This is a genomic window from Rhizobium sp. C104 (assembly GCF_022354505.1).
In the GTDB taxonomy this organism is placed as follows: domain Bacteria; phylum Pseudomonadota; class Alphaproteobacteria; order Rhizobiales; family Rhizobiaceae; genus Rhizobium; species Rhizobium redzepovicii.
Map to the genome: position 1 here is coordinate 523,089 of NZ_CP092352.1, position 24,611 is coordinate 547,699.

Below are 24,611 nucleotides of genomic sequence, written 5' to 3' on the forward strand. Positions count from 1 at the left end.
TGCGAGACTGGCCAAAGCATCATCGCTGTGACGGAGTGCGATGAGCGGTGGTCGATTTCACCGGCTCCTCATGTTGCCGATTTCAATCATCGGAGTGAAGGCACTAACCGCCGAACGTTTTGAATAGGTTCGGTGGCGGGCTCGATTGGAAACCTCTCCGCCAGCGGTTTCATCCGTGCGTGCCAGCGATTTTCCAAAGGGTCGTATATCCCCGGCAGCGGATAGCAGTCATTTATCAGCATGAAATCGCTGACGTTCATTGTGGCAATTGGCAATCGTCGGACTAGGGCGGCTGCGGCGATATGAAGGTCTTGGCCACCGCGAGGTTTCTTCCCGTTGCCACCGTTGCTCAGCCGTTGGAGCCTGGGATCAGCGGATAGAACGCCCCAAGTCTCGCTTACTTCCCTGTCTGTCTCGACAATTGGTATCCCGGCTCGCACGAGCCCATGATACCAAGCACTCAGCTCGACAGCTTTTATCGGGTTGGTGGCACAAATCTTTGTGATCCCCATTTGCAGCTCCATGAGAGCGCCCGCGGGTATGAAGTAGTTGTCAGCCGTGGCGAGGAAGGCGATGACGCTTTCTCTCGGACGGGGCAGGGCAGTCTCACTGATCACGCACGTATCAAGCAGAAATGCTGTTTTCATGGCGCGTCCCTCACGCGCAAAGGGTGCGGAGAGTATGGTTAACTGCTCGTTAACGGCCTTGGCGAAATTTCAGGGGTGCTTTTGGAGGCGGCGCGACATGCTGGAAGGCAACTCTACAGGAATCGAATTCCGTGCTAAGGAAACCTTTGAGAAATGCGGAACGATTCACGCAAATGCCGTCCAAGGAAATTCTGGTGCTGGGTGAGGGCGACAAGGAAATCATAGATTTCCTTGAGAAAGTGCGTGCCGTCAACGGCTTGCGGGTGCAGCTAGGCAACGACGTGTTTTCCGTGAAGATCTCTTCTGAGACCGTTTCCGACAAGGGCCGTGCGTTCCTTACAAATGGCGGGTCGATCGGTTCAAGGAGATAGGGATCGCTCAGCGCCGAAAATCGATAACAAAGTCAATCCAGCCGTCCCGACTTGTCGTTCGCTTCAGTGCCGTCAAAAGGTGATCGCTGTCTACGATTAGATGCCTTGTGGACCGGTAGGTGCCCGAGTTCCGTCAATTAGAGAAAATACCACCAACGTCGATTTCAGCCGCGGATCTTCAAGTACGGTGCCGTGCTCTGCGTGTTTTGCGTTCGCTGCAGCGTGAAAATCGCTTCACCGAATATTTCTCGGCGGCGCAACCTGCGGGAATTCTCGGCGCGGGCCTTATCTACCTTGGACATGTGCGTTGTCTGGGAGAGCGACGTTTCGTTTTCAACCATGTCGATCAGCAGATTGCGCATCACTCCGTTCTCTTCCTTCATGCGGGCAAGTTCGATTTTAATTGGGACTCCGAAAGTTTACGGGCAATGGTTTCGTCAATTGTCTTCTCGATAAGCCGCGTCCTCGCGGAGAGGTAACGCCCGACGGAGAAGGTCAGAAACATGGTGCCGAGGGCGAGGCAGAGGTAAAGCATTGTCGGGCTCCAATCACCAACTGGAGATCGTGATTTCCGAAGCTGAATTCAACCCGATGGCCGTCACTCTCAACGAGAGACCGGTTGATCGCCGTCACATCGGAGCGTGTTACGCCCCCCATACGATATAATCTACCAAGATCCGGCTTCGATCAAATGCGTGACAACAGTTCGGCCTTCTTCGTCGCGAATTCGTCGTCGGTCAGAATACCTTTTGCATGAAGCGCCGCAAGCCGCTCTATTTTGCCGATCACGTCATCGCTCTCGAATTTTGGTCTGGCGGCAGCGCTTGCTTTGTTGATCCGGAGTTCATTTTCTTCACGTTTCTCGACTGGAAGGCTCCGAAGTGGCTCAGCTTCCTCGGAGACCTTCCGGAGGGTGGATAGCGCGATGCGTCCGTGTTGAGAGGAAAAGGACACATCTTGCCCGGTTCCCTGCTGCTGCGAGAAGCCAGTGATTTCGTGATCATCGGTATCGTAGATCGTCGTGCGGTTACCGTCACTGAGTGCCAGTCTTCTGGCAGACGGGAAAAAGGCATACCGCATCGAATTCTGAGATCCAGCGGAGGCGGGTATTCCAAGATCGTGTGGATACCAGCGACCGAAAGTGTGCTCAGCGTGATCCCCCTGTTGCTGACTTTGATAGAATCGGGGTTGGGCCTCGGCGTCCGTGCGTGCGGCGGCGCTCAAATCTAAGCAAAGGTCCAGGACCTTGGACTTGAGCGCATGATTGAACATGTCTCCAACCATGATCATGCCGCCCGCCGACCATTGGCCCATACCACCGAGTTCCGGCAGGTTGAACTGCGCTTGATTACCGCCACCGGCGACCATGGCTCCGTACAATTGCCGAATAGTGTCGCTGCTTACGCCATGTTTTTGCGCAAGCGACGAAAACCACTCAGACCGCTTTTCAGCATTCATCGCCATCCGCTCCATCGTAATCCTCTAAAGGTCGCGATTCTCTATATAGGCGCTGGCTTATCACTTTCCTCATCTACGACGCAGAATGTCGGAAGGGGAAGGCGTTGCGGGTTCTGGTATTTCAACCTCGAGCCACTTTTTTCGAAAGCATACTGGCAATCTCTGCTGCCTCCAGCCGAGCGGACGTCTTGTATGGGTAGTGCTTCCAGCACCACCATTCCTGCTGCTCTGATTTGCCGAAGCGAAAGCCAGCCCAGTCGCCGCAGTGACACTTCCTCGCGACTAGGGCAGGGGCTCGTTGAAGAGTGGGACGATCGGTGCCGCTCATCTAAGCTCCTTTAGGACCCAGCCGCCTTTTGGCGTGGGCCATCCATTTTTGGCTGCGCGAAATTCGGCTTCCGCCAATGCTTTTCGTTTGGCGTCGAGCATACCTGAACCCCACACCGTGATGCGAAGGCGTCCGGCGGTGAATACGTACCTGTCCAAATCAGCGTTCCGGCCAGTCGCGTATCCTGCCCGGAAGCTTGTCCTGGCTGCGCTAGCGTCAATGCGGTTGCGGTATGAAGCAGGCTGTCCATCCCACCATCGCTTGAAGGCGGTTTCAAAGTTTGGCCGGGATGGTCTGGTTTTATCCAGCATCTAGGCCTCCCTATCGAATTTGGGCGACCAGCCCCGAGTCATGCCGTAACTCATTGCGCTCTGAGCCAGGGCGAGCTGGAACCGCAGATGCTTAATGTCGCTGAGCAATGTGGCGACAGTCGCTTTTGCATCGTCATCATGGAAGGCGAGTGCTGCCTCAACTTCGTAGTCTAATTCTGCCGATGGAGTCGCGAACTTAACGGACATTGAACCGCCCACATACCCTTTGAACTATTTGAGTGTTCTCATTATGTTCTCTTCCGCTATGGAGTCAACAGGCGTCGCTGTATGGCTTCGCGCACATCTCAGAAAGGGAGTAAGCAGTCATGGCGCGACGGAAAGGCGAATTGACCCCTGCGGCGATTGACCGAGGATGGCCGTTCCAGGTGGCGCTCCTAGCTGAGCTCTCTAAAGGCAAACTTGGCGAGGAACAGGCTCTCTACTGCAATCGGCTAATGCGCTGCAGCCGGGGTCACACAGTCTTTCACGAGGATCAGCATTCCAACATACATTGCTTCGCCACGAAGGTCGGCGCCGAAGCCTTCATGGCGAAGTTCGGGGGCGAATGGTTTGATCCTCGCGATCGAGGAGCAAGGGTTCTGGCAACCCAGCTTAAAGGCGCAGCCGCCGAGTGGCAAAGGCCTGATCCCTCGTCAGACCAGGCCCTCCCTTTGCCGCCTCGAGGAGCACGGCGGCGGGGTCATAGAAAATGTCGACCGTCCGGTCAACGGGAGAAAGCATTGTCAACCGCTCGAACCTTTCCCGGAACCGCCGTAGGTTTGCCAGATGGAAGGTCTGTTCAGCTACCAGATGACGTTCTCCGTCAATGGATTTGGATAGAGAAGCCCTTATCCCGATTGACGATGATTTCGGATTGGGTGACGTACGCGCTCCGGACTTGGCTGCTTCGGCTACTTGGAGCGGGCGGCCCTCAGGTCACTTGATGTTAAACCGCGCGTTTATCTCCTGCCTTCAGAGGATAAAGCTCACCAGAATTCTCCTTTGTCGAGGTCAGGAAAACGAGGTAGGGATGCGGCGCGGGCCTTGACGCAGAAGCGTGCGAGTAGGGTTCGTTGGTTCCTCGTCTCATTTGAAATGACCACATCATGTCGGAATACAAACCTATCGGTTGGCCACATAACCGTGATGAAACACTGGAATGGCTGGTCAACGGCACCAGTCGCGAGCGCTTCATCGACGACATCTTCACGGAACTCTGCGAGCGTCTTCGAAGTGCCGGGACGCCTGTCGCTAGAGCTACATTGTTTCTGAACACCTACAATCCGCAGTGGCAGGGAGCACGAATCCTATGGCGGATAGGCGATAGCAAGGCCGCGATCATCACCTTTGATTACGGGATCGAAGACACCGGCCGTTATCAAAACAGTCCAATTCGGGAGTTGGACGAGGGTGCCGATGTTGTCCGCCATCGAATTTCAGAGAACCGCGGCCAGGCGCCTTGGTATCCGGTCTATGATGAACTTCTGGAGGAAGGTCTCACCGACTACCTCGCCTTGGGCGTGGAGCATACGCTCGGGAAAAGGCAATCTGTGACATTCGCCAGTGACGGAGCTGGCGGTTTCTCGGAGGCAGATATCCAGCTTCTCAAGGATATCTTGCCTGCGCTAGCCCTAGTGAGCGAGATCAGGCTCAAGAACCGGTTGGCTCGAACACTCTTGGAGACTTATGTCGGCCCGCATGCCAGCGAACAAATCTTGGCTGGTGCGACCCGGCGAGGGAGCGGCACAACCGTTCGTGCTGCAGTCCTGATATGCGATCTGCGCGACTTCACGTCAATTTCTGACATGTGGCCGCGCGACGACGTCATCGAATTGCTAAACAGCTATTTCGACGCCGTATCGGACCCTATCGAGCAGAAGGGCGGCGAAATTCTTAAGTTCATGGGTGATGGCCTACTCGCTATTTTTCCTTTGAGCAATCCGCAGGCTTGTGAGTCCCTCTTGGCAGCCGTTACCGAGGCGCGAGCGAACATGTCAGCGATGAATGACCTCCACGTTCAAAAGGGCCATCCGGCGCTGCGGTATGGAATGGGGGTCCATGTTGGTGATGTCATGTACGGCAATATTGGATCCCGAAAGAGGTTGGATTTCACCGTCATCGGACCCGCCGTGAACATCGCTTCGAGGCTGGAGAAGCTTACTAAGACCATCAAGAAGACGGTTCTGCTGTCCGCTGATTTCGTTGAGGCCGTGGGGAAGGATGCGCGGATGGAGGGGCTGGGATCATTTGAGCTTCGAGGTGTAACGAAGCCCATCGAGGTCTTCACGTTCGGCTGATGGACTTCGGAACTCCAGGTTCGTAACCGGTGTTCCGTCCCACGTTGCCCCTCTCCGTTAGGATTTTCCGAGATCAGGGAAACCACCTATCTAGGTTTATTGACGCTAGCTGAGAAGGCATTTGATTGCTGGCCTGCTAGGTTGCCTTTGCGAAGTCCCGGAAACAATTATTTGGAACAGCTAGTGGCTTAGCGGCGAGCAAGGAAGCCTTGAAACACCATCGGTAACAGCGAAGTGTATGCGAATTGGCTTGGAGCGGGGATTGGATGAATTTGAAAGCAGCGTCAGTAATTGCCGTTACCATAGGATCAGCAATCGCGGCATTTGGGGCTGTCGATGGGGTCATCGCTGCTCCTGAACAGATTGGCTGCTACGGCGACAATTGGGGTCCCACTCTCGCCATGCTTGAGCCGACGCCCGCCGGTCCGATGAAGTTGAAGACCTTGCGGTGCACGCCGATCCCCGAAGGTTGGCCGAGGATGGTCCCGCCTGCGCTGTCGCCAAACGGCGAGCTTGTTTACGCGTTCGGTTCCTGGAAAGGTTTGTGGCTCGGTGATGTGACGCGTGGTGGTCGCGCTCATACGGTGAATGAAAAACTTCCTGGAGACCTCTTCACACTGACGGCTCCCTTTACTTGGCTGGATGACTCCTCGTCAGTTATCGGCGTGAAGCGTGAGACGACCGTGGCAGGCAGCGTCTCGTATAGTTCTCTGCGGCCATATCTCTTTCGCGTGGATGGCTCACAGGCGAAGCTGCCCGAACTCACTCATCCAGGTGGCGCACTCGATGAGCTTTACTGGATCGATGGTTCGGGGTTAGCACTCGCGGGCTTTGGGATGTACGAGCGTGACGACGAAAAGGAAGACGAGCATAAGCAAACGCTTGCCTTCGTTGACGCTAATACGGGAGCGATTTTACAAGCCGTGGAAAAGGCAAACGTGCCAGGGCTAGCCGATCAAAGAAGCCTGGAAGCTGTTAAATCCAAGATCGACCCATCCGGGAGGGCACACGTCCTCGTGAAATGGGGACCCAGCAAATGGTTGCTCTGGGTTCAAGGCCAATCACCGAAAATCGTTCCTTTGCCGCAGACTGCTCAGTGGTCGCCGTTCGTTCTTTCGAGCGATGCCTCGAGCGTCCTGATGATGGGCAATTTGAGCGCGACGGGTTGGGTGTGTGAACTATCAGACCGTTGCCCCCAGCCCATACCACAATCGGGAATGATCGCTGAATTCCGGGACCTCCCAACCGGTCTCGTGAAATGGACGATTTCTGGCACTGCTTCGTATTTTTCCCGGAGTTTGCATCCGGCCGTCAGCCCAGATGGCCGCTGGGGTTTGATATCGCTCCCGGACGAGCAAGGAGCCGCACTTGCATTGATTTCGATGACATCTGGTAAAGTGATTCAGAAAGTGCGGCAGCCGGGTTGGGGGCCGATAGGCCTGTCATTCTCCGCTGACAGTAAGTCCGCATTCGTCACGGGTGGAACGATTGTGGCTACATATGCCGTGGCCGAATAAGTGCCGTTTTCATCACCATAAAGCGAGAGTCGCGTGCTGGTTGGAAGTCGACCTCTCCGCCAGGTATTGCTGCAGTGGTGTTTTCTGACGCTAATGAATTTGTCGCTGATCTTTGACCTAAGTAAGGTTTCAGCACCGCAGCGCCAGCGCAAAATCTGGCGGGCCTGTAACTCAATTCTGAGGTCTTGCCTTCTGGCGACATGATGCAATCTATCGGTCGGTAATCGAGTTCACGAGGGAAATGCCCATGACCACTGCACGACAGATCGTCCTCGCCAGCCGACCTTCAGGGTCCCCAACCTCGAAGAACTTCCGGCTTGAAGACCGCGAGTTGCCCGAAGTGCAGGAAGGCGAAGTGGCACTTCGCGTGCTCTACCTCTCTTTAGATCCTTACATGCGCGGCCGCATGAGCGACGCGAAATCGTATGCCGCGCCAGTGGCGATCGACGGCGTCATGGAGGGGGAGACGGTGTGCGAAGTGACTCGCTCCAGACACCAGGACTTCAAACCTGGTGAAATCGTCCGTGCTCGGACTGGATGGTGCACGGACGCCGTTCTAAACGGGAAGTCCATACAGCATGTCGATACCCACGGAGCACCAGTGACCACGGCCATCGGTGTGCTCGGAATGCCGGGGTTCACGGCTTATAGCGGCATGAAAGTGATTGGGCAGCCCAAAAAGGGCGAGACGGTTGTTGTCGCCGCGGCCTCAGGGCCGGTAGGATCCTTGGTGGGGCAAATCGCGAAGTTAGCAGGTGCAAGGGCCGTCGGCATCGCGGGCGGCCAGGAGAAGTGTGCCTATGTGAGAGACGAGCTCGGCTTCGATGCAGTTGTCGATCATCGATCTAAGGGTTTTGCGTCCGATCTCGCAAACGCATGCCCAGACGGTATTGACGTCTATTTCGAAAACGTTGGAGGTCCGGTGTGGGACGCCGTTCTGCCGCTGATGAACCTTTATGGACGTGTCCCCGTTTGCGGGTTGATCGCTAACTACAACGGTGCGAGCTCATCAGACCATGACAAGCTGCCTGCCACGATGTCCGCCGTGCTGAGACGAAGCCTGCTGATGCGAGGCTTCATCAACACCGAGTTCGTCAAGGAACACTACACCGCCTTCCGGCAGGAAATCGGACCGCTTGTTGCGTCAGGGAAGATCAAGTACCGCGAAGATATCGTTGACGGCTTGGAGAACGCGCCCGATGCATTCATCGGGATGCTTTCGGGCAAAAACTTTGGGAAGCTTCTCGTTCGAGTCTCTTCTGGCTCGCGATAACCTATCTACATCCTAACATTGCGGTGCCTCTCAGCCGAAGCCTTCGCCTGTTCCGACAAAGGTAACATCAATCGTGTTTGCGAAAGTCTTTGTACGCGAGCCATCCGCGCCTACTGAAAATAGGACGAGGGTAAACTTGCCGCTTCCTTCAATTTTGTCGGAAACGCTGAAGGCCCACTGAACCGTATTGTCGTTCTGTTCACCCTGGCCGAAATTGAAGCACGGTGCGGTGTCAGAAGTTGCGATAAGATCCTGCCGAAGCTTGTCGAGCGCGTCCGCGATTGGCGTTCCGCGAAACTCCGGGGGCGCCGGTGGTGGGTTAATGATGCGCTGTTTCTTCGAGCTTTCGTCTTCGATCTCGGCATCGGCTGCCGCTGTTAACGGGAAAATTGAAAGCTTCGTGGTGATCGTATCGTTTAACACCCTAGATACGCCGACACTGCCGTCCAATGTTGCAAGGTTTACTGGGACCTGCAGTCCACCACTTCCGGACGTTGTTTGATCGACTTTAGCAGTGACCGTTATCGCTACTTTCGATACGATGAAATCCACCGCGCCAGCGCAAACTTTCCCGCTTCCCACTGCTGACTTGTCATTTTGGTGTCGGTATATATAGGTCCCAATGTCATGTTTTATCTGCCGCACAAGGCTCTCGAATCTCGAATGCGACAGTCCGGCTTACATCTGCGGTGTTTGCACCTAGCCCGCAGCTCGACAACAATCCGGCGGGCACCGCTAACAGCAACCCCCTGCGGTTGATGAGAAGGTCCATGAAAACGTCCCCCGACGAAGTTCAGTGAATTTCAACCCGAGGGCGAGTATGGTCACAACCTGGTGCACCTGTCGAGTCTCTCAGCGGTTCACGTCGACTAGCGTACGGCCGCGAACCTTGCCTTGAAGCATGTTTTCGGCAACGCCCCTGACTTCATTAAGCCCGACCTCGCTCACCATGGAGCCGAGTTTCCTAAGATCCAGATCGGTCGCCAAGCGTTTCCACGCTACCTCACGTAGAGACTGTGGCGCATTGACGGAATCGATCCCACAAAGAGTGATACCCCGCAAAATAAAGGGCAATATCGAAGCTGGAAGCTCCATTCCGCCTACAAAGCCGCAGGTTGTCACGGCACCGCGGTACTTGGTCTGGCTCAAGATATTTACAAGGGTCTTGCCACCGACCGCATCGACAGCGCCCGCCCAACGATCGGCCCCCAGTGGCGGACCGTCCTCCGAGAGCAGGGCTCGATCCATAACTTCGGAAGCACCGAGCGACTTCAGGTAGTCAGCCTCAACGGACTTGCCACTCGAAGCAGTCACCCGATAGCCCAACTCGGCCAGGATGGCGATCGAAACAGAACCGACGCCACCGGACGCGCCGGTCACAAGGATGTCTCCACGCTCGGGATTGATCCCGCTATGTTCGAGCGCAAGTACGCTCAACATCGCCGTAAAGCCTGCGGTTCCGATTGCCATGGCATCGCGCGTGCTGATCGACCCTGGCAGTTTTACCAGCCAATCGCCCTTGACGCTTGCTTGCTGCGCATAGCCTCCGTGATGATCTTGGCTGAGCCCCCATCCAGTCGCGACAACCTTGTCCCCAACTTTGAAACGGCCGTCGCGCGAGCTTGCGACAGTGCCAGCAAAATCGATGCCCGGGACTAGTGGAAAGGACTTGATGATCCGAGGGGTCAGGATAGCGACCGCGTCCTTGTAGTTCACATTCGACCACTCAACCGCAACCTTGACGTCCCCATCGTTAAGTATCCGATCATCCAAGACTTCGACCGAGGTCGTGACGGCGCCGTCGGTCGCACGATTAGCAAGGATAGCCCGAAATGTCATGGTACGTTCCTTTCGATTGATAATTGCCATGACTTTTAGGGGCTTGCGGCGATCATTGAAAGAACCCACAATTATAGCTCATACTACCATTTTTGTAAGTATCGCCCACGGAGGATCTTGTGAGACCTAAACGCCTAAATCCGAAGAGCGACTGTGCGGTCGAACTGACGCTGTCTGTCATCGGCGGTGTATGGAAGCCTCTAATCCTCTTCAATCTTCTGATGGGAAAGAAGCGGTTTATGGAACTCACGAGGCTGATCCCGAGCGCGACTCAACGCATGCTCACACTTCAACTGCGTGAGCTTGAAGAGGATGGATTGGTGACACGCCACGTTTTCCCGGTTGTTCCCCCGCGCGTAGAGTACGAGGTGACCGATTTGGCGCGAACTCTAGCGCCCGTAATGTTGAGCCTGCGGGACTGGGGTGAGCGTTACCGGCTTGAGCAGCAAAAGCTGCCCCCGCTCGAACCTCACTGTCAGGCCTGAAAACAGGTTTCCAGACCAGCATTCTTATAACTGCAGCGCGGATTCCACATGGGCTAGGAGAGCCTTCACGTCGACGGGCTTGCCGAGGAATGCAAATGCTCCGCCGTCCATCGCCTGGGCTTTAGTACGTCCGTCAAGATACGATGTGACGAAAATGATCGGCGGCCGCTTTTGATCCGTGCTCAGGATCTTTTGCAAATCCAGGCCGCTCAAGCCGCCGGGCATGTCGACATCTAGGAGCATACAATCAACATTCTCGCGATCGGGCGCCGCAAGATAGTCTTCGGCTGACGAAAATAAACGGCTCTCGTATCCACAGGACACCATGAGGTCGTCGAGTGCCTCGCGGATGGCAAGATCGTCGTCAACGACCGCGATGGTCTTGGAAATGGGCAATTTCGGAAGCCTGAATGTGAAAGTTGGACACGGATTGAGTTATGCGCTCTCGCCGAGCGCTTCGATACCACACCTGGGTCTAGGTTCCGGTGATTTGGTGCATCTTTTTGAGGAGATCTGCGAGCGTTCGGACCTGCATCTTCCTCATAACGCTACCGCGATGCAGTTTCACCGTCACCTCACTGATGCCCAGCTGGTATGCGATTTGTTTGTTCATCAATCCCTTGTTCACTGCTGTTAAAACCTCGCGTTCTCGCGGTGTCAGACTTTCCAACAGCCGCCGGACATCCTGGGTGGCGGCGACGGCTTCTCGAGCCGCCGCATCCCTCGCCAATGCGACGGTCACCGCGTCAAGGACGTCCTGGTCGCGGAATGGCTTGGTGAGAAAGTCTACTGCTCCGTCCTTCATTGCCTGGATGCCCATCGGAATATCGCCGTACCCGGTGAGGAAAATCACGGGTAGCTTGCTACCAATGCGATTGAGTTCGCGATAAAAATCCAGACCGCTGACCCCAGGAAGTCGGACATCAAGCAGGATGCAGCCAGGCGCTGCGACGTCTGCCCCCTCAAGGAATTCCTTAGAAGATCCAAAACTTCGGGCAGGGATGCCTACGGATAGAAACAGGTCGCTCAAAGATTCACGTATCGAGTGGTCGTCATCCAACAAATAGACCGTCGGTGCGACCTGTTCATGCGTATTGCGTTTCATGCTTTTTAGCTCCGACCAGTGGAAGAGAAAGTTCGAACACCGCGCCGCCCGAAGCGTTGTTTCGAGCGGTCAATCTTCCGCCTATCGCCTCTACGAAGGTCTTGCAGACAGACAAGCCAATTCCCATCCCTGTCTCTTTGGTGGTGAAGAAGGGCGCGAAGAGCTTATCAACGGCGTCTTCCGCGATGCCGGGACCATTGTCGGCAACCGAGATCACGACCTGATCGCCATCCCCGGGGCGGACCTCGATATTCACCTGCGGATTTGCCTGCCGGGAGTTGGCAAGAGCCTGGATTGCATTCGTTACGAGGTTTATCAGAACCTGCTGGAGCTCGATCCGCATGGCGATGACCTGCGGAACGGACTTGGAAGCGATGATCTTGTGCTTCACCCGATGCCCGTCAAACTCCGCGTCCATAATCGCGCATGTCTCCTCGACTAGATGCACGAGGTCCACGCTCGTTGGTTCGCTCTGTGTCTGTTCGATCCTGCTCCGTGTTTGCTTTATGATCTCGCTTGCTCGCTCGCCATCTCGAACAATCCGGTCCGTTGCCCGCTTTGCGGCGGCAAGATCGGGTGGATCGCGGTCCAGCCATCTGACCAGCGTTTGTGCACTCACAATTATCGCGCCAAGCGGCTGGTTAAGCTCATGGGTGTTGGTTTCCACGCAGAACTGAGCCGGTTAGGCGCATAATTTCCATTGAGAATTGAGCCATGTGAACCTTCCCCCAACGCGGAGAGCGACGGGGGCAACGGAGTGATCCACATGGGACTTTTAAACATCATCCGTCGGATGGCGCTGCGCGAGAAGCAGTCGATCCGCGAGATCAGCCGGCGCACTGGACTGTCACGCAACACGATCGCGAAGTATTTGAGTGCCGGTACGATCGAGCCGACGTTCACGGTACCGGAACGACCGAGCAAGCTTGATCCTTTTGCCGACAAACTTGCTGGCTGGCTGCAGACCGAGGCCGGAAGGTCGCGCAAGCAGCGCCGAACGCTGAAGCAGCTTCATGCCGATCTGGTGGTTCTCGGCTTTACCGGCTCCTATGGACGGGTCGCCGCGTTCGCCCGTGAGTGGCGGGTTGAGCAGCAGACGGCGGGCCGCGGCATATTCGTTCCGCTGTCTTTCCGCCCAGGCGAAGCATTCCAATTCGATTGGAGTGAGGACTATGCCGTAATCGGCGGCGAGCGCACGAAGCTTCAGGTCGCCCATATCAAGCTATCACACAGTCGCGCCTTTCTGGTCAGAGCTTACCTGCTGCAGACGCACGAGATGCTCTTCGACGCTCACTGGCACGGGTTCCGCGTGTTCGGCGGCGTACCTGGTCGCGGCATCTATGATAACATGAAGACCGCGGTCGATCGTGTTGGCCGCGGCAAGGAACGGCAGGTCAACGTCCGCTTCCAGGCGATGACGAACCACTACGTCTTTGCGCCCGAGTTCTGCAATCCCGCCGCAGGCTGGGAGAAAGGCCAGGTCGAGAAGAACGTCCAGGATGCCCGACCACGGCTGTGGCAACAGATGCCGGACTTTCCAGATTTAGCGGCGTTGAACGCATGGCTGGAACAGCATTGCCAGGACCTGTGGCGCGAGACACCGCATGGCACCTTGTCCGGTTCGATCGCAGATGTTTGGGGTGATGAGCAGCCTGCCTTAATGGCATTGCCCGCCATGTTTGACGGCTTCGTCGAGCAGAGCAAGCGCGTCTCACCGACATGCTTGATCACCTTCGAGCGTAATCGTTACAGTGTGCCTGCATCATTTGCGAACCGGCCCGTCAGCCTGCGGATTTATCCCGAGCGGCTGGTCGTTGCAGCCGAGGGCAATATCCTCTGCGAACATCCGCGGATCATAGAACGCAGCCACGACAAACCACCACGGACGATTTATGACTGGCGGCATTACCTTGCCGTCATCCAGCGCAAGCCCGGTGCTTTGCGCAATGGCGCACCCTTCCTGGAATTGCCGCCGGGCTTTCGACAACTGCAGGATCAGATGCTTCGCCGCCCCGGTGGTGATCGGGAGATGGCCGACATCCTCGCTCTGGTTCTTCATCACGACGAACAGGTTGTCGTCAGGGCTGTGGAACTGGCTCTGGATCAAGGCGTCGCGACCAAGACGCATGTGCTGAACCTGCTGCATCGTCTGATCGATGGGAAGACGACTGATGGTCCTGACATCGACACGCCACAGGCGCTGACCTTGCTGCTTGAACCCAAGGCCAATGTAGAACGCTATGACGGTCTGCGGGTCCGGATCGTAGGAGGTCGTCATGCGTCATGATCCTGCCAGCGCCGCCGTCGTCATCATGCTGCGTAGCCTGAAGATGTATGGCATGTCTCAAGCCGTCACGGACCTGATCGAGCAAGGGGCTCCAGCGTTTGATGCAGCCGTGCCGATCCTGTCCCAATTGCTGAAAGCCGAAATGGCCGAACGCGAGGTCCGCTCCATCGCCTATCATATGAAGGCTGCCCGCTTCCCGGCCTACAAAGACATCTCCGGATACGACTTCGCCGCCAGCGAAGTCAACGAAGCGACGGTGCGCCAACTAAACCGATGCGAGTTCATCGACGGAGCGCAGAATATCGTGCTTGTCGGCGGGCCGGGCACAGGCAAAACACATGTCGCGACCGCCCTCGGTGTCCAGGCGATCGAGCATCATCGCCGAAAGGTCCGCTTCTTCTCGACCATCGAATTGGTCAATGGGCTCGAGCAGGAGAAGGCCAAAGGAAAAGCAGGCCAGATCGCCGAGACACTGGTTCGCCTCGATCTGCTGATCCTCGATGAGCTGGGATACCTTCCGTTCAGTGCTTCGGGTGGAGCGCTGCTCTTCCACCTCTTGAGCAAGCTTTACGAGCGCACCAGCGTCATCATCACCACCAATCTCAGCTTCAGCGAATGGGCCACGGTCTTCGGCGACGCCAAGATGACGACCGCTCTGCTCGATCGCCTGACCCACCGTTGCCATATCCTGGAAACCGGGAACGACAGCTTCCGCTTCAAAGCCAGCTCGGCCGCCGCGGCACAAAAGAGAGGAGAAAAGGCCAACCCATTGACCAAAGCATGATCAGAAAACCATACTTAGAGGTGGCTCACTTCTCGGTGGAAAAACCGGCTCAGTTCCGCGTGGAAACCAACACTCATGGGCCAACGACGTCGAGAGAGCGCCGATCGCGGCTGTTCTCGACGATGCCGCAAGTTCTGCTCGCGCATCCTGCAACGCCTTTTGAGCAAGCTCACGCTGTGTGATGTCTACCATGCCCGTGACCACGCGGTTGAACGCGGTGGCATCCTCCGGAAAGCTGACCGTTAGAAGAACAAGCTTCTTTTCGCCATCGTCACCGACCACAGTCACGCTGTCGGAAAATGAGCGGCGCCCCTGGAACATTGCTTCCATCAGGTCAAGAAAGGTTTCATCGCCGGGCGGCAGGATCCGTCGCAGCGATCCCGGCGTTTGATCAATTGCATTTCGACCCAATAGTTCGACCGCCGCCTCGTTCGCCGCCACGGTACGAACCGCGGCGACGCATCTATCGACGATTTCTGGCTGTTGTCGCGCATATTCTCGAATGTCGTCGACCCCCTGCGCCTTCAGCGAGAGCAAAATCTCTCGAACAGAGGAGTAGTCGCGTTCCCAGAGTGCAACTTTCGTGCGGTCAAAGATAGCTCGATATCTACTCTCGCTCTCGCGAAGTGCGGCGTTAGTGGCGATTAGCTCGGACCGTGACGCTTCATTTCGCATCAGCAGAGACGTCGTGATGACTAGTGCGGCCAGAGCGACGCTGAGCCGAAGCAACGATTGCAGGTCGATAAGCGCGTCGCTGTGAGCGTAGACGTAGGACGCGGCAGCAAGCACGACCGCCACCACGCACCCGGTCACATGGCCACGGGCAGTTAGGATATCCCCAAGTAGAAGGAGAGCGATTACATAGAGGACCGCGATTGCGCCTTCAATCTTGGTGAATGTGTCGATGTAAAAGATGGTCCCAGCAAGAACCAGCGCCACAGCAGCAAGGACGGTGCCGTACCCGTTGTCCGTTCGACCATTGAAAAAGTGTGTTGATGTCATCCCGATCGCAAAGCCCCCAATCCGCAAGAATCGTACCACTCTCAACGGCGATGTCACCTGTACTGTGGTCTAAGGTAACGTTTCTACGATTGTCGGGATCGATGGATCCGTAACGGGCCGTCTCTCGAAGTATTGTACGATCCGGCAGTCATCAATCCCGATGTGGTGTTTTCCGAAGTCTTCAGAGGACCCGAATTCGGAAGTCGGATCGTATTCCATGCGACGAGCGGAAAAACTACCCGCCAACAACGGGTGTGGGTCTATCTCCGGGCTTGTGTTTACAGGGCTACAGCTGAAAGCTGGCACCCCAGCTTTTGACTGGCCAATGGTTTTCGGCTCCGTGCCCGACGTTGAAATAGAAGTTGTTCAGGAGTTTCTGGCTAAAGAGCCACACCATTTCGGTAAATTGCTGCCTTGTAACCTCAAGCCCAAGGTTGAAGGACGGCATGTTTTCTGACTTGAACATAAACCCAGCTTCGACGCGCTGCGGCGTTAGCGGAGTGCGTACCCAGAACGAAACGACCGCAGGCCACCGCATTTTTGTGCGAGGCGAGATCACGACCGCGCCCACTATGAGGTATGTAAATTCGACTGACATCTCCGGAGGTCCAGGTTGGATGTGCTGGCCGATGGAGCCGGATGGGCGTTGGGCGAATTCTCCAGCCCAATCTCCCACTTCGACCTCCGGCCAAGGAAATTTCGGCAGCTCCTTTTTTGTGCTTTTCGGCATCGGGAACCTCTCCGGCAATGAACGTCAGCAGACAAAGGACAAAGTGCGTCGACTCTTCATGCAGTCAAGAAGACCCCAGGTCCTGCATCCGGATCGACGGGGTATGGCGCCGGTTCATGTCGACGGCTCCAGCCTTTTCTCAGCCGCGATCGGAGCGGCCTCCTGAGATAAAATGGTCGTCGAGCCACCTGTGTGTTAGGCGAATGCCTTCAATGCAGCATGGATTTGGGATACGACGGCTGCGCCTTCACCGACAGCGGCAGCGACGCGCTTCGTTGAACCGGACCTGACGTCGCCAATCGCGAAAAGATTTCGAAGGCTAGTTTCAAGAGATGTGCGTTGACCGTCGTTGGCGCCGGTAGTCTCGGGGCCTGTGAGAATAAAGCCAGAGCGATCGCGCTTCACATGCTCGACCAGCCACCCGGCGTTGGGATCCGCGCCGATGAAGAGGAACATATGGCGCAGCTCGAGATCTCGCTTTTCACCCGTCGCGTTGTTCCTGACGACGGCTCCAGAAAGCTCAGAGCGGGTGTCGCCGGATACAGCGTCGATCTCGCAGCCCATATGTATTTCGACATTTGGTAGCTGCCCGATGCGGTCCACCAAATACTGAGACATGGTTTCTTCCAGGGGGCGGCGGGCAACGAGATGCAGCTTCTTTACCTGCGGCGCCAGGTAGGCGACCGCCTGTCCCGCGGAATTGCCGCCGCCAACAAGCGCGATCTCTTCACCTTGGCAGAGGCGGGCTTCAACAGATGTGGCCCAGTAGGAAATCCCCGATCCCTCGAATTTATCAATGTCCGCGACGGCTGGTCGGCGGTACCGAGCACCTGACGCGATTACGACAGTTTTGGCCCGAACGGACCGACCGTCATCCAGTTCCAAGGAGTGATAACCATCTGATGCGGGCACGAATTTTCGAACTTCGATTGGCAGCGCGATCTCTGCACCAAACTTGAGGGCTTGGTTGAACGCTCTGCCAGCGAGAGCTTGTCCCGATATTCCCGTTGGAAAGCCAAGGTAGTTCTCGATCCGAGCCGACGCCCCGGCTTGGCCGCCAACAGCTCGTTCATCCAGCACTATCACTTTCAAGCCTTCGGATGCGGCGTAGACCGATGTAGCCAATCCAGCGGGGCCTGCCCCGACGACTGCAACGTCGTACAGGACGTCCGTGTTGATGTCCGGTGTGATCCCAAGACAAAGAGCGGCTTCCTGATTGCTTGGATTGTTGAGCACACTGCCGCTAGGGCAAACCATGACAGGCAAGGCGTCGGCCGAGACGCCAAGCTTTTTGACTAGCTCACGGCCACTCTCGTCCGCTGAGGCGTCGAGAACCAAGTGAGGATAGCCGCTGCGCGTGAGAAATCCCTGCAGACGAGTGATTGCGGCGCTTCCAGGGGTGCCAATTAGGATCGAACCAGCACCTCCGGTGTCGATCAAAGCAACTCGACGAAGGATAAAGGCTCGCATCACCAATTCGCCAATGTCGGCTGAACCAATAACCAACGCCCGGAGGTGTGATCCGTCGTAGGGTAGCGCAACGCACCCCTCCGCACCGGCGACGCCTCTCACCAATGAAGGTCGACCTGCCAGTTGACTGACCTCGCCTGTGAACTGGCCGGGCGAATGGGTCACCACATTCAATTCATGCGAAAGGCCGTCGTGTCGAAATACGTCCAAGCTTCCTTCAAGCACCAGCCAGACTGGCGCGTCTTTTTCGCCGAAATGCACCACTATCTCGCCTGCAGAAAAGTGGTGAGGTTCCCCGCTGGCGAACCTCCGGGCCGATATCATCTGCGTCGGGCTCAAGACTGGAAACATCTGTTCCGCGCGATTATTCGAATTTGCCATGAGAATGCTCCGCCGCTCCGGCTTCAATAGAATTTGGGAATAGGCCCCGGATGTGGTGTCCGATCGGGAAGTTCGACGATGGTCTCGTCGACAAAGCACCAGCCCCAACCTTCGGGAGGGTCGTAGCCTTCGATTATCGGGTGGCCGGTCTCCTGAAAATGCTTGGTGGCATGATGACCGATGGAATCATCGCAACATCCGACATGGCCGCATTCCCGGCAGAGCCTGAGGTGTACCCAGCCTTGACCAATCTCCAGGCATTCCTCGCAGCCCAATGTGCGAGGTTTCACTCTGTGTACGCTAGATCCATGGTTGCACGTACTCATGGGGACCCCCATCCGATTGGTTGTTGTAATTGACCGGGAGATTGTATCGAAGTGCCTGCTTCTAGCAACGGGCGGGAGATCCACCCGGCTAAGGCCCCGATAAAAATTCCTGCCACCGTCCCAAGGACGAGCGCCGTCTGACGCGGTAGCTGATATCCCGCGTTATGGAGTGCATTGTTTAAGCTTGCGGGTACGTCTTCAGCCCCGACGGGGTCAAGCGTTCGACGAAGAGCCTCGGCCTGACGTTCATAGGCGCCCACACGCTGGGCGGCGCTCAGATCGCCATGGAGATAGGTCTCGACTTCAATCTTTTTCTCTGGAGCAAGACTGTGGTCGATGAAGCATTGAAGGTCTGCTTCTGTGATTACCCGAATTGTCACTTCACCCTCCGCAGGTAAGGCCTTTTGATGAGCGTTTGCCGGATTGGGGCTTCAACGATGAGCCTGAGCTGCTCCCGCGCTTGCGGCAGCAAACGTAGAAGCTCGCCCTCCGAAATATCCAGGACCTGCGCAGCCTCGCGATGAGAGAGCCGCTCTACCGAAGTCAAAAGGATCGAGCTTCGTTGGACCGGCGCGAGTTTTGACAAAGCGATCGCTGGTCCGATGACCTTTTGCCCATAGTTTTCAGGATAGTCAGCGGACGGCGTTGCCGACGCTTTCCCGTCCACCAGGCCACACATCAACCTAAGAGCATTGAGGCGTACATTTGAGTGTCCCATCCACAGCCACCGAGCTCGCAATTTCTTAAGAGTGGTGAGCACGAGGACATCCGCTGCATCCACGTCCGGACAGTGGCCTCGCGCAAAACGCCTCAACGACGGAAGGTGTGGGAGAACTGCTTCGCTAAAGTTTTTCATAGGTTCTTTCTCTAAGCGCCGGACGGGGTCAAATCTTGGATGATTTCGCCGCCGCGTCGTTGATGCTTCAGCTCGCGTAGCGCTTGAGTGGGAGTGGGAGTGGGTAGGAAGCGTAGTGACAGGATCGGATTGTCAAAGAATTGGTCGCGCAATTGGGTACATTCGTCTCATCAGCCGCCCGGGACCGCCCTCCCGCTAGCCGCTGGTCGTGAGGGCAAGCCCCTTGCTGCGAATGCTCTCCAAGCCGCATTCGCGTCGCGGCCCCTCGTTTTGGATCCCCCAACCAAAACGAGGGGCCGCAAAACCTTCGGATTCTGGGCAGTAAAAAGCCGCGTGCGAGACGCGTTCCTTCTAACGAGGACGTCGGCTTTGCCTTTAAGACCCCACAAGACGCCACCTTGGTGAAGCTTGGCGGCAAGGAAACCGGTCCATTCCACCGTGTGCTTCGACGGCAATGTCTACGAGGCTAGTCATTGGATTTCTTCTGCTAGTTTGGGTTTGGAAGAGCTTGAAGCGCAGCTTCAGCAACGGCAATGTCCTGTTCGATGGAGCCACCGCTGACGCCAACGGCTCCGGCCACGTTGCCATCGAGAAGGATCGGAATGCCCCCACCAAGGATGACGAAAGCCCCGCCATTGACCGAGCTGACAGCGAATAGCGATTGTCCTGGCTGGATCATTGGAACGAAGGCAGCGGACGGGGCGTGAAACGCCCTGGCAGTCCGGGCTTTGCCGATCGCCAGGTCGAATGCTCCTGGCCACGCCATGTCCATCCGCGCCATGGCGACCAGGTCTCCACCACCATCGAGAATGACGATTGTGGACTTAACGCCGATCTGGTTGGCCGCATGTTCGGCTTTTTCGATCATGGCTCTGGCGAGGGAGAGGTCGAGGACACTCATGCTGTTATCCAGTGCGCTGAGGGATCGGGGCGACACCGCACCCAGCAGCGGCTGGGTGCAGTTAGTGCGATTGTGAGATCGGGTACGGTGATGACTCGTGCGGCTTGTGACGAGCGGCCGATTGCAGGTCGAACACCGCGTGCGACCGTTGAGGGCGGGCGAGGGCGGTGCCTCGCCCGCCGGGCGATCAACTTAGTTTGATGTCAGAGAGATCGATGGAAACGACCAAAGGCTCGGCCATGGATTGTCCATCGGGCTGGCGTGGAAAGATACGGCGCACGGTCGGGAACTTGATCCCCTGAACTTCGGTATAGTCGCTGATGTAATGTGCACCAGGTGTGTTGCCAGCGATCTCGACGTCGTAGTCGTGACGTTTCAGCAGACCGGATTCATCGATGTAGAGCGTCTGGACGGTGCTGTGGGTCGCGATTTCTTTCGGGAACGTCACCTTCAGGCGCTTCCAGGTCTCGCCTTTCTCCGTCCAGTCACCGAGTTCTTCGGTTTCGACCCCCGGCGCCGCGAGCAGGAACGGCATATTGAGATAGGTCCACATGGCGATCCCGGCGAAGTAGGCAAGCTGCTCCTCAGACCAGGGTGTTTCCAAGGTGTGGCCAGCGAACGACGCGCGAGGGCTTTCGAGTTCGCCGACGATATTCCCGCCGTTGTCCTTGATGGTGACCTTGCCTGGTTCGAAGCGTGTGACTTTCGCCTCGGGACCCAGAGGGGAGTGCGATGCCCATTCATCGCCGAGACCGACGGTGACGTTCGTTTCATCAAGCTTTCCAGCCTGGCCCTTCAGTGTCCAAAGGGCGCCGCCTTGGACGAGGTGAGCGGACAGCTGAGAGAACTTTTTCCACTGATCGAGACCACCGTGGGCGTCGATAATCTTCTGTGCGAGTGCGTTCATAGTATTTCTCCTTGTGTGTGGCGCGATCAGGCGTCCAGGAATGTTTTGACGTGGGCGACGAAGGTCTCTGGGTACTGGAATAGCGCACCGTGGCCAGAGTCCGGATAGATGATCAGGGTGGCCGTGCTCATGTTCTTGAACATCTCGTACGCGTTGATCGACGGGAACATGGTGTCGTCGCTTCCGTGGACGATCAGAGCAGGCTGTTTGATTGCCTTCAGGGAGGCGTGATCCGGGTCTTGCTCAGCGCACCAGCCGATAATTGAAGCGGCCTGAGGATTGCTGACGTCTTCGCCGCTCTCGGGGTCACGATCGTTCTTGCGGACGGTAGCACGGGCAACGAAGGCTCTCGCAGCTGCCTGGCTTGCGTCTGACGGCGGGAAGAAGAGGGGGAGGCGCACATCAGGAGCATTTTTGGAAAACGCGTCCTGGACGACCTCCATGAGGTGCTCTTCTCCTCCCTTTGGTGCGGTGCCAGCCAAGATGATTTTGCGGACCTTGACGGCGGAACGGGCGGCCATGACCTGCGCCAAGAAACCGCCGAGCGAGAAGCCAAGGAGATCTACTTCACCAAGGCCAAGTGCGTTGATGAAGTTCTCAGCGTCGGTCGCCATCTGATCGACGTTGTCGGGCGTCTTGCCGCCAGATGTCCCGACGCCAGCATTGTTGAAGATCACCACCGGGCGATCCGCTGCAAGTGAATTGGCAACGATGGGATCCCAAGCGTCCATTGTTCCGGTGAAGTGCTGCATAAAGACGAGCGGCACGCCGGTCTTCGACCCAAGACGGCGATAGGCGAACCGTATGCCCCCAGCCTCGACGTATTCGGTAGGTGCTGTCTCCAATGTGGCGGACATGCTGTATTCCTTCCTCGGTGATGCGGCTCGAGCCGTGTGTGTTTCCGAGGAGATACTGCCTGCCGGGTGCCAATCACGCGAGTTAAGGCATATTAAGTGATGTTAAGGTCGAGATACCCGGGAGCAGCCATTATATTGCTGAGCAAAGAGAAGGCGTTGGCACCCGGCTTGCGCATTCGAATCTCATTCGAAAGAGGTGCCGAATTTTCTCGGCGAGCCTGTCGCGACCCGCTGTGCGGCGGAAGTTGACAATTCCGCGGAGGAAGCCACTGATCGACCCCACAATAGGAGCAATGGTTCATGGATAACGCAATTCGGCGGATTGTTCTGATCGTCGCGCTCGCGAACCTGGCGTATTTTGGAGTCGAGTTCGTCGTCGCACTGAGGATTGGATCGGCATCACTTCTGGCGGACAGCGCCGACTTCTTCGAGGATGCATCCGTCAATCTGCTGATCTTCGTGGCAATGGCATGGTCGGCGAGGAACCGCGCACATGCCGGAATGGCCATGTCGGTCATACTCCTCGCTCCGGCCGTCGCTTTTCTGTGGATCGCATGGCAGAAGTTCGAAATCCCCGTCCCACCGGAACCACTTGCGCTCAGCCTGACTGGCCTCGGCGCACTCGTGGTCAACCTCTCGTGCGCCTACCTGCTGGCGGCTTACCGTGATGCAAGTGGTTCACTTACCAAGGCGGCTTTCCTCTCCGCCCGCAATGACGCCATTGCCAACGTCGCTATTATCGCCGCAGGAGCCGTCACGCTCTACCTGTGGCGCTCGCCATGGCCGGACCTGATCGTGGGCCTTGGCATCGCATGGATGAACCTCGATGCGGCGAAGGAAGTGTGGTCCGCCGCACGGAAGGAGCATGAAGCAGTCGCCTGATGTGTAGGGATGCCCATCAAGCTACGGTCAAGCTCGTCATGGGCATCCTTCGAGGCGAGGATGTTACTTTCCTGTGCCTGAGTTCTGGAGAGCCGACGGCAGCAAGACGTCCGGGAAGTCCTGATAGGAGACCGGGCGCAGGAAACGATATATCGCCAGTGTTCCGACCGACGTGGAGCGTCCATCGGATGTTGCCGGGAAGGGACCTCCGTGGACCATTGCAGGCGAGACTTCGACGCCGGTGCCAAAGCCATTGATCAGCAATCTCCCTGCCAGCTGTTGGAGGCGCGGGACGATCACTTGGGCTGCGGGGTGGTCGGCCTCGTCAACTTGCAGCGCAATCGTCAGCTGACCCTCCAGATTATCGAGGACCTCCAAGACCTGGCGTTCATCCGAGCATTTGACGATCAAGCCTGCCGCACCGAAGACCTCTTCCTGCAGTTCGGGGTGAGCGAGGAACGATGAAGCGTCGGTCTCAAAAAGTACCGTAGCGGCCTGAAATTCCTTGCCATCCTGTCCGCGAGCAAGCTCCGCCACCGAAGAGTGAGACGCCAGTCGCTGTACCGCTTCACAGTAAGCTTTGAAGATCCCGCCGGTCAGCATTGTTTGCGCCGGTGTCTCCGCAAGTGCCGCCCGCGCCGCATCTTTGAAGGCGTCAAGGCCGGGACCGTCAATCGCGATCAACAAACCGGGGTTCGTGCAAAACTGACCAGCACCCAAGACGAGCGATCCTGCGAACGCCTTCCCAATGTCCGCTCCCCTTTGCTGCAACGCATTGGGAAATAGGATGACTGGGTTGATGCTGCTCATTTCGGCGTAGACCGGAATCGGCTGCTTGCGCTCTGATGCGATCTTCACCAGTGCCATACCACCGCGTCTGGACCCCGTGAAGCCGACCGCCTTGATCCGATGATCGGCGACAAGTGCCTGTCCGACTTCAAAGCCGGTATCGAACAGCATCGCGAAGGTCCCCGGATGCAGACCACTGTCGGATACAGCCTTTTGTACGGCATGCCCAACCAGCTCGGAGGTTCCGGGGTGCGCAGAGTGGGCTTTGACAATAACCGGGCAGCCAGCCGCCAGCGCGGATGCCGTGTCGCCGCCTGCAACAGAGAACGCCAATGGAAAATTTGACGCACCGAAAACAGCGACTGGACCCAAGGCGACGTTTCGAAGTCTCAGTTCAGGCTTGGGAACGGGCTTCCGGGTCGGATCGCCAGCATCAAATCGTAGCTCTTGGAAGCGGCCAGCCCTTACTTCCTTGGCGAACAGTCGAAGTTGACCGACGGTCCTGGCCCGCTCGCCTTCGAGACGACCCCTTGGGAGGCCGGTCTCAGCCATGGCCCGCACGATCAAGTCGTCACCGATTGCCTCAATTTCTAAAGCAACACGGTCAAGGAAAGCGGCTCGCGTTTCGAGGCCAGTTTCGCTGAAGCTTGGAAATGCTTCCCATGCCAGGGCCGAAGCTTCGTTCACCTCATCGAGCGTGGCACCTGCGAATTCGACGGGCAAGCTGTTGCCGGTCGCAGCCTCGACTGCAAAGAACGACTTTCCTTTGCCCATCCGGGCGGTTCCACCGATGAGCAAGCTACCGTTT

At 56.9% G+C, this 24,611-nt stretch carries 26 protein-coding genes; 8 read left to right on the plus strand and 18 right to left on the minus strand.

What is annotated here, in order from left to right:
• Window positions 1-86: 86 nt before the first annotated feature.
• Window positions 87-647, minus strand: a complete 561-nt coding sequence (locus tag MF410_RS30570) for a PIN domain-containing protein (protein WP_239620780.1) — start codon at window positions 645-647, stop codon at window positions 87-89.
• A gap of 173 nt (window positions 648-820) precedes the next feature.
• Between MF410_RS30570 and MF410_RS30575 the strand changes: the two genes are divergently transcribed.
• Window positions 821-1,018, plus strand: a complete 198-nt coding sequence (locus tag MF410_RS30575; RefSeq protein WP_125849399.1) for a hypothetical protein — start codon at window positions 821-823, stop codon at window positions 1,016-1,018.
• A gap of 164 nt (window positions 1,019-1,182) precedes the next feature.
• Here the strand turns inward: MF410_RS30575 and MF410_RS30580 are convergent, their stop codons facing one another.
• From MF410_RS30580 to MF410_RS30595, 3 genes are all read right to left on the minus strand, one after another.
• Complete coding sequence (locus MF410_RS30580) at window positions 1,183-1,401, minus strand: hypothetical protein (protein WP_239620781.1); 219 nt, start codon at window positions 1,399-1,401, stop codon at window positions 1,183-1,185.
• A 304-nt stretch (window positions 1,402-1,705) separates the two neighbouring features.
• Window positions 1,706-2,476 (minus strand): SHOCT domain-containing protein, encoded by a 771-nt coding sequence (locus tag MF410_RS30585; protein ID WP_239620783.1) that lies wholly within the window; start codon window positions 2,474-2,476, stop codon window positions 1,706-1,708.
• Window positions 2,477-3,115: 639 nt separating this feature from the next.
• Complete coding sequence (locus MF410_RS30595) at window positions 3,116-3,322, minus strand: hypothetical protein (RefSeq protein ID WP_003561743.1); 207 nt, start codon at window positions 3,320-3,322, stop codon at window positions 3,116-3,118.
• 899 nt (window positions 3,323-4,221) lie between these two features.
• On the opposite strand from MF410_RS30595, the gene MF410_RS30600 reads away from it, so the two are divergent.
• From MF410_RS30600 to MF410_RS30610, 3 genes are all read left to right on the plus strand, one after another.
• Entirely contained in the window at window positions 4,222-5,412 is a 1,191-nt protein-coding gene (locus MF410_RS30600) for an adenylate/guanylate cyclase domain-containing protein (RefSeq protein WP_125849391.1), read from the plus strand.
• Window positions 5,413-5,678: 266 nt separating this feature from the next.
• Window positions 5,679-6,929, plus strand: coding sequence for a hypothetical protein (locus MF410_RS30605; protein ID WP_130696064.1), 1,251 nt, complete (start codon window positions 5,679-5,681; stop codon window positions 6,927-6,929).
• A 247-nt stretch (window positions 6,930-7,176) separates the two neighbouring features.
• Window positions 7,177-8,202 carry an NADP-dependent oxidoreductase gene (locus MF410_RS30610; RefSeq protein WP_239620785.1) on the plus strand — a complete coding sequence of 342 codons (1,026 nt, stop codon included), beginning with the start codon at window positions 7,177-7,179 and terminating at the stop codon, window positions 8,200-8,202.
• Between the two features lie 30 nt (window positions 8,203-8,232).
• Here MF410_RS30610 and MF410_RS30615 read toward each other — a convergent pair whose 3' ends face one another.
• Both MF410_RS30615 and MF410_RS30620 read right to left on the minus strand, forming a co-directional pair.
• A complete protein-coding gene (locus MF410_RS30615; protein WP_130742793.1) occupies window positions 8,233-8,847 on the minus strand; it encodes a hypothetical protein in 615 nt (204 codons plus the stop codon).
• Between the two features lie 207 nt (window positions 8,848-9,054).
• Window positions 9,055-10,041 (minus strand): MDR family oxidoreductase, encoded by a 987-nt coding sequence (locus MF410_RS30620; protein WP_125849425.1) that lies wholly within the window; start codon window positions 10,039-10,041, stop codon window positions 9,055-9,057.
• A gap of 119 nt (window positions 10,042-10,160) precedes the next feature.
• Here MF410_RS30620 and MF410_RS30625 point away from each other — a divergent pair, with 119 nt between their 5' ends.
• Window positions 10,161-10,526: a helix-turn-helix domain-containing protein gene (locus MF410_RS30625; protein WP_125849383.1), complete on the plus strand. Its 366-nt coding sequence runs from the start codon at window positions 10,161-10,163 to the stop codon at window positions 10,524-10,526.
• A gap of 24 nt (window positions 10,527-10,550) precedes the next feature.
• Here the strand turns inward: MF410_RS30625 and MF410_RS30630 are convergent, their stop codons facing one another.
• From MF410_RS30630 to MF410_RS30640, 3 genes are all read right to left on the minus strand, one after another.
• Window positions 10,551-10,922 (minus strand): response regulator, encoded by a 372-nt coding sequence (locus MF410_RS30630; protein WP_125849381.1) that lies wholly within the window; start codon window positions 10,920-10,922, stop codon window positions 10,551-10,553.
• Between the two features lie 79 nt (window positions 10,923-11,001).
• Window positions 11,002-11,631, minus strand: coding sequence for a response regulator transcription factor (locus MF410_RS30635; protein ID WP_125849379.1), 630 nt, complete (start codon window positions 11,629-11,631; stop codon window positions 11,002-11,004).
• Complete coding sequence (locus MF410_RS30640) at window positions 11,612-12,298, minus strand: ATP-binding protein (RefSeq protein ID WP_239620787.1); 687 nt, start codon at window positions 12,296-12,298, stop codon at window positions 11,612-11,614. Before MF410_RS30640 ends, MF410_RS30635 begins: the two co-directional genes overlap by 20 nt.
• 99 nt (window positions 12,299-12,397) lie before the next feature.
• On the opposite strand from MF410_RS30640, the gene istA reads away from it, so the two are divergent.
• The gene (gene istA, locus MF410_RS30645; protein ID WP_141399585.1) at window positions 12,398-13,918 is read left to right on the plus strand and encodes an IS21 family transposase; all 1,521 of its coding nucleotides are present in this window, start codon (window positions 12,398-12,400) and stop codon (window positions 13,916-13,918) included.
• On the plus strand, window positions 13,908-14,702 hold the full coding sequence (gene istB / locus MF410_RS30650) for an IS21-like element helper ATPase IstB (protein WP_096772310.1): 795 nt from the start codon (window positions 13,908-13,910) through the stop codon (window positions 14,700-14,702). Before istA ends, istB begins: the two co-directional genes overlap by 11 nt.
• Here the strand turns inward: istB and MF410_RS30655 are convergent, their stop codons facing one another.
• The 8 genes from MF410_RS30655 to MF410_RS30690 form a co-directional block, all read right to left on the minus strand.
• Window positions 14,703-15,704, minus strand: a complete 1,002-nt coding sequence (locus tag MF410_RS30655; protein WP_239620789.1) for a PAS domain-containing protein — start codon at window positions 15,702-15,704, stop codon at window positions 14,703-14,705.
• A 286-nt stretch (window positions 15,705-15,990) separates the two neighbouring features.
• Window positions 15,991-16,434 (minus strand): hypothetical protein, encoded by a 444-nt coding sequence (locus MF410_RS30660; protein ID WP_125849374.1) that lies wholly within the window; start codon window positions 16,432-16,434, stop codon window positions 15,991-15,993.
• Window positions 16,435-16,629: 195 nt separating this feature from the next.
• Entirely contained in the window at window positions 16,630-18,285 is a 1,656-nt protein-coding gene (locus MF410_RS30665; RefSeq protein ID WP_125849372.1) for an FAD-dependent oxidoreductase, read from the minus strand.
• Window positions 18,286-18,308: 23 nt separating this feature from the next.
• Window positions 18,309-18,611: a UBP-type zinc finger domain-containing protein gene (locus tag MF410_RS30670; RefSeq protein WP_125849370.1), complete on the minus strand. Its 303-nt coding sequence runs from the start codon at window positions 18,609-18,611 to the stop codon at window positions 18,309-18,311.
• Between the two features lie 376 nt (window positions 18,612-18,987).
• Window positions 18,988-19,467 carry a sigma factor-like helix-turn-helix DNA-binding protein gene (locus tag MF410_RS30675; RefSeq protein WP_125849367.1) on the minus strand — a complete coding sequence of 160 codons (480 nt, stop codon included), beginning with the start codon at window positions 19,465-19,467 and terminating at the stop codon, window positions 18,988-18,990.
• A gap of 487 nt (window positions 19,468-19,954) precedes the next feature.
• Window positions 19,955-20,368, minus strand: coding sequence for a heme-binding protein (locus tag MF410_RS30680; protein ID WP_125849365.1), 414 nt, complete (start codon window positions 20,366-20,368; stop codon window positions 19,955-19,957).
• Between the two features lie 187 nt (window positions 20,369-20,555).
• Complete coding sequence (locus tag MF410_RS30685) at window positions 20,556-21,275, minus strand: hypothetical protein (protein WP_125849363.1); 720 nt, start codon at window positions 21,273-21,275, stop codon at window positions 20,556-20,558.
• A 26-nt stretch (window positions 21,276-21,301) separates the two neighbouring features.
• On the minus strand, window positions 21,302-22,132 hold the full coding sequence (locus tag MF410_RS30690; RefSeq protein ID WP_125849361.1) for an alpha/beta hydrolase: 831 nt from the start codon (window positions 22,130-22,132) through the stop codon (window positions 21,302-21,304).
• Window positions 22,133-22,432: 300 nt separating this feature from the next.
• Here MF410_RS30690 and MF410_RS30695 point away from each other — a divergent pair, with 300 nt between their 5' ends.
• Window positions 22,433-23,014 carry a cation transporter gene (locus MF410_RS30695; RefSeq protein WP_125849359.1) on the plus strand — a complete coding sequence of 194 codons (582 nt, stop codon included), beginning with the start codon at window positions 22,433-22,435 and terminating at the stop codon, window positions 23,012-23,014.
• Between the two features lie 63 nt (window positions 23,015-23,077).
• Here MF410_RS30695 and MF410_RS30700 read toward each other — a convergent pair whose 3' ends face one another.
• Window positions 23,078-24,577 (minus strand): aldehyde dehydrogenase (NADP(+)), encoded by a 1,500-nt coding sequence (locus MF410_RS30700; RefSeq protein ID WP_125849357.1) that lies wholly within the window; start codon window positions 24,575-24,577, stop codon window positions 23,078-23,080.
• Window positions 24,578-24,611 lie beyond the last annotated feature (34 nt).

Bases quoted from the DNA above. Each gene is read 5' to 3' on its own strand.
- MF410_RS30570 (WP_239620780.1), bottom strand. From the start codon at position 647: ATGAAAACAGCATTTCTGCTTGATACGTGCGTGATCAGTGAGACTGCC.
- MF410_RS30575 (WP_125849399.1), top strand. From the start codon at position 821: ATGCCGTCCAAGGAAATTCTGGTGCTGGGTGAGGGCGACAAGGAAATC.
- MF410_RS30580 (WP_239620781.1), bottom strand. From the start codon at position 1,401: ATGAAGGAAGAGAACGGAGTGATGCGCAATCTGCTGATCGACATGGTT.
- MF410_RS30585 (WP_239620783.1), bottom strand. From the start codon at position 2,476: ATGAATGCTGAAAAGCGGTCTGAGTGGTTTTCGTCGCTTGCGCAAAAA.
- MF410_RS30595 (WP_003561743.1), bottom strand. From the start codon at position 3,322: ATGTCCGTTAAGTTCGCGACTCCATCGGCAGAATTAGACTACGAAGTT.
- MF410_RS30600 (WP_125849391.1), top strand. From the start codon at position 4,222: ATGTCGGAATACAAACCTATCGGTTGGCCACATAACCGTGATGAAACA.
- MF410_RS30605 (WP_130696064.1), top strand. From the start codon at position 5,679: ATGAATTTGAAAGCAGCGTCAGTAATTGCCGTTACCATAGGATCAGCA.
- MF410_RS30610 (WP_239620785.1), top strand. From the start codon at position 7,177: ATGACCACTGCACGACAGATCGTCCTCGCCAGCCGACCTTCAGGGTCC.
- MF410_RS30620 (WP_125849425.1), bottom strand. From the start codon at position 10,041: ATGACATTTCGGGCTATCCTTGCTAATCGTGCGACCGACGGCGCCGTC.
- MF410_RS30635 (WP_125849379.1), bottom strand. From the start codon at position 11,631: ATGAAACGCAATACGCATGAACAGGTCGCACCGACGGTCTATTTGTTG.
- istA (WP_141399585.1), top strand. From the start codon at position 12,398: ATGGGACTTTTAAACATCATCCGTCGGATGGCGCTGCGCGAGAAGCAG.
- istB (WP_096772310.1), top strand. From the start codon at position 13,908: ATGCGTCATGATCCTGCCAGCGCCGCCGTCGTCATCATGCTGCGTAGC.
- MF410_RS30655 (WP_239620789.1), bottom strand. From the start codon at position 15,704: ATGACATCAACACACTTTTTCAATGGTCGAACGGACAACGGGTACGGC.
- MF410_RS30660 (WP_125849374.1), bottom strand. From the start codon at position 16,434: ATGCCGAAAAGCACAAAAAAGGAGCTGCCGAAATTTCCTTGGCCGGAG.
- MF410_RS30665 (WP_125849372.1), bottom strand. From the start codon at position 18,285: ATGGCAAATTCGAATAATCGCGCGGAACAGATGTTTCCAGTCTTGAGC.
- MF410_RS30670 (WP_125849370.1), bottom strand. From the start codon at position 18,611: ATGAGTACGTGCAACCATGGATCTAGCGTACACAGAGTGAAACCTCGC.
- MF410_RS30675 (WP_125849367.1), bottom strand. From the start codon at position 19,467: ATGAAAAACTTTAGCGAAGCAGTTCTCCCACACCTTCCGTCGTTGAGG.
- MF410_RS30680 (WP_125849365.1), bottom strand. From the start codon at position 20,368: ATGAGTGTCCTCGACCTCTCCCTCGCCAGAGCCATGATCGAAAAAGCC.
- MF410_RS30685 (WP_125849363.1), bottom strand. From the start codon at position 21,275: ATGAACGCACTCGCACAGAAGATTATCGACGCCCACGGTGGTCTCGAT.
- MF410_RS30690 (WP_125849361.1), bottom strand. From the start codon at position 22,132: ATGTCCGCCACATTGGAGACAGCACCTACCGAATACGTCGAGGCTGGG.
- MF410_RS30695 (WP_125849359.1), top strand. From the start codon at position 22,433: ATGGATAACGCAATTCGGCGGATTGTTCTGATCGTCGCGCTCGCGAAC.
- MF410_RS30700 (WP_125849357.1), bottom strand. From the start codon at position 24,577: ATGGGCAAAGGAAAGTCGTTCTTTGCAGTCGAGGCTGCGACCGGCAAC.